Source organism: Actinomycetes bacterium (assembly GCA_036510875.1).
GTDB lineage: Bacteria > Actinomycetota > Actinomycetes > Prado026 > Prado026 > DATCDE01.
Window position 1 is genome coordinate 1 of the sequence record DATCDE010000008.1, and the last position, 3,281, is coordinate 3,281.

Annotated in this window: 3 protein-coding genes and 1 pseudogene; 1 reads left to right on the forward strand and 3 read right to left on the reverse strand. The window is 65.2% G+C overall.

The genetic code is table 11. From position 1 onward, the window contains the following. The first annotated feature begins 294 nt into the window (after positions 1-294). On the forward strand, positions 295-579 hold the full coding sequence (locus VIM19_00665) for an antibiotic biosynthesis monooxygenase (protein ID HEY5183431.1): 285 nt from the start codon (positions 295-297) through the stop codon (positions 577-579). A 126-nt stretch (positions 580-705) separates the two neighbouring features. Here VIM19_00665 and VIM19_00670 read toward each other — a convergent pair whose 3' ends face one another. The 3 genes and pseudogenes from VIM19_00670 to VIM19_00680 all read right to left on the reverse strand — a co-directional run bounded on the left by VIM19_00670 (position 706) and on the right by VIM19_00680 (position 2,943). Then, positions 706-1,035 (reverse strand): hypothetical protein, encoded by a 330-nt coding sequence (locus VIM19_00670; GenBank protein ID HEY5183432.1) that lies wholly within the window; start codon positions 1,033-1,035, stop codon positions 706-708. Between the two features lie 40 nt (positions 1,036-1,075). Continuing rightward, a complete protein-coding gene (locus tag VIM19_00675; protein HEY5183433.1) occupies positions 1,076-1,540 on the reverse strand; it encodes a PRC-barrel domain-containing protein in 465 nt (154 codons plus the stop codon). Positions 1,541-2,080: 540 nt separating this feature from the next. Further along, positions 2,081-2,943 (reverse strand): annotated as a pseudogene (locus VIM19_00680) (polyphosphate kinase 2 family protein). Positions 2,944-3,281: the final 338 nt, after the last annotated feature.

The window sequence follows — 3,281 nt, forward strand, 5'->3', positions numbered from 1 at the left end:
ACCGGTTACTCTTCACCTACGGAGTGCCTCTTCTGTGTGGTTTCCTTGGACCTTCGCAAGCCCAAGTTTCCCTTACAGGACAGGCACTTCCGTACTTTCAGACCCCGTGTCGCGGACCTCTACATGAAGTATCGAGGCTAGCAGCGGCGACGTGATCCAAGGGCCTTCAGTCGGTGAACCGGCCGCAGGGGAGCCGATCGACGATGCGCTCAAGGGGTTGTAGCGTTCCGCCGCGTCCTCCACGAACGTCAAGAGGGAACGAGGGGTCCTGGCATGTGGGCACAACTTCAGAAGGTGAGCTCGAAGCCGGAGCGGAAGGCGGAGTTGCTTGACGTGTTCGAGCAGCTTCAGGCCATTGAGCAGGCAGATTCGGGTCTGTTGAGGACGATGGTCATGCGGAGCCAGGCCGATCCGAATGTGGTGTACGTCCTGGTCGTGTTCGACAGTGAGGAGAAGGCGCGCGCGCGGGAGCAGGATCCCCGGCGTCAGCAGGGGCTGGAGCGCATTCGGGCTGCGATGGGGGACGTCCTGGACGGCCCGCCCGAGTTCGTGGACCTGAACGTGGTGCGGGAGGAGTAGCCCGCCGGTTGCCAAGCCGTCCCACGGTCGCACCAGGGCACCGGGCCGGTCCCGATAGCGCCGTGAGGCGCCCTGGCACGTCGGGGCGGACCTCAAGGCGGAGACTCCGCCGCCCAGCTACTCGGTTTAGCTGATGATCCGGCTCAGCAGTGTGGCGGCTACCTGACTGCCTTCGTCGACGAGGCGGTTGAGCGTGTCGACATCGCCGTGTGCGGCAGCCACCTCAGCCAGGCCGTCCGCTGCCAACTCGTTGCCCGCGTCGATCAGGTAGTTCAGCGTGTCAACGTCGCCGCGGCCGGCGGCCAGCTCGGCGAGCCGATCGGCCGCCACCTCGTTCCCCGCATCGATGAGGTGCTTCAACTCCTCGACGTCACCACGCTCGGCCGCCAGGACAGCCAGACGATCGGCGTGCAGGTTCGGAATTGGACGTCGAGCAGTCGATCGCACGACGGCCACGTCTGACTCTCACCAGAGATGCCGTCCAAGCGGTACACGCTCACCGGCGAGCGAGTCGGCGTCCGCTCTCGTTCTTGATCGGGATGTAGTTCTGTTCGAAGTGGTGGTAGAGGGTCGACTCGTCAGCCTGACAGAGCTCCTCGCCCTGCAGCTCGATGTCGGGCGCTGACCGGACTTGATCTTTGGTCGCCGTGACTTGGAGGTAATCCGGACCGACTTGGACCCCCGCCAGAGGCACGAACGTCAAGTGGCGGGTGAAGACCCCCTCCTTGACGGTGCCGAACTGCGGTTCGTCGGTCTCGACGTCCACGTACACGTCCCGCAACTTCCCGATCCGCTCCCCGTCGCGGTCGATGATCGGCTTGCCAAGCCATTCGCCGACAGCCCACTTGGCGTGCCCCTGCTCGTGCGTCTTGACCGCGTCAACGGCCTGCTCGTCGGTCTTCGCCGCTTCCACGACTCGCTCGTCGGCCTTCGCCGCTTCGGCCTCAGGCACTTCGGTCATGGCAAACCGCCTCCTCGGCGAATCGAACTTCGCCCCTCAAGGCTACCTTCGTGACGCCGCCTGTTGCAGTGTCGGCAGACCTGTCCCGCCTCGTCGCCACTACGAGGGGAATCTGGCGACACCGAAGGGGCCATGGCGGCACCCCCGATCGCATCTACCGATGCAAGACCTGCCGACGCTGGCCTACTCCGATCGGCCAGGCGAGTAGCCGGCTTGGACACGGGCATGTCGCCGCTGCAGCCGCTTGACCGGCAGCCCCTCATTTGACTGTGACAGTTCACCCCGTGGCTGGATCTGGCCCTGCTCCCCACCTTGGTGGCCTCCGCAAGGGGGATGGCGAGAGTCGCTCGCGCGCACCCGGCGCGACCCTGGCCCTGGTGGCGCGGTGTCGCCTTCTTGGGTGAACTGGGGTGATCGCAATTGCGATGGACTCAAGTGTCGGCGTGTACGACGACGAAACTGTTCGCCACCCACAAGGCCACTACCTGCTCCTCTTGGCCTGCCCCGAGAGGTTCTATGTCGTGCCGCCCAGGTCGCCAATCAGAGTTGGCTCCGGAAGGACTCCAGCTCCCGGTGACGTTGGGCCGTCGTCTTGGGGTAGGCCGTTTTGAGGTTGGCCAGGGTGTCCAGAACGATCTGAGAGACGATCAGTCGGGCGTCGCGCTTGTTGTCGGCGGGCACGATGTACCAGGGGGCGTGTTGCGAGCTGGTCGCGCTCAGTCAGTCGCCGTAGACATCCTGGTAGGTGTCCCAGTAGGACCTTTCGTGGATGTCGGCGAGGCTGAACTTCCAGTTCTTGTCCGGTGCGTCGATGGGCGCCCGGAACCGCTTCGCCTGCTCGTCCTTGGACAGGTGCAGGAAGATCTTCACGATCTGGGTGCCTTTGCGGTGCAGGTGTTCCTCGAGGTCGCGGATCGAACGGAATCGCTGCGTCCAGAAGGTCTTCTCGTCGATGAGGTCATCGGGCAGCCCGTGACCGTGCAGGATCTTTGGTTACACGCGAGGGACCAGGACGTCCTCGTAGTACGAGCGGTTGAAGATCCCGATCCGGCCGCGTTCGGGCAGGCTGCTTGTGGTGCGCCAGACGAAGTCGTGCCGGAGCTCCTCGGCGGTGGGCTGTTTGAAGCTGAACACCTGACAGCCTTGCGGGCTCACCCCGGACATGACGTGGCGGATCGCGCCGTCCTTGCCGGCGGCGTCCATGCCCTGAAAGATGACCAGCAGTGCGCGGTGGTCGGATGCGTAGTGCGGTCGCTGCAGCGAGCTCGGCTTGGCGACGTGGGCTCTCAACCGCTTCTTGTACTCTTTCTTCGAGTCGCAGATCGGCTCACCGATCGTGGGCCGACGGGTCAGGTCCATCTCGCCCCCGGTTCGACCCGGAATGCCGCAGGCTTGATCTTCATGAGGGCGCCACACCGTAGTCGCCGCTCAAGGACGGCATACGCCCCGGGACATCCCAGCCAGCGCATTCACCGAGCAGCACCCCCGGTGCTGCCACGCACCTGCCCCTCCCAGTGGCAGCGGAGGCCAGCCGATGGACCGGCCCGGGGAAACCATGCAAGCCGACGACTCTGCGCCTGCCCCCCGTGAACAGCGAGTCACCGTTCACGCCGCAGCCCAAGACCCCTGGCGACCGCCGAAGGACGCGCTCGCTTCCAAACGCGGCGCCAGGTCGAGTCTCAAGAGGCCCCCGTGCGCGGGCGCCAGAGCGTCACCGACCCCTGAAGCCGATGATCTCCTC

Coding starts and splice junctions, on each gene's coding strand:
- VIM19_00675 (HEY5183433.1), bottom strand. CDS start 1,540: ATGACCGAAGTGCCTGAGGCCGAAGCGGCGAAGGCCGACGAGCGAGTC.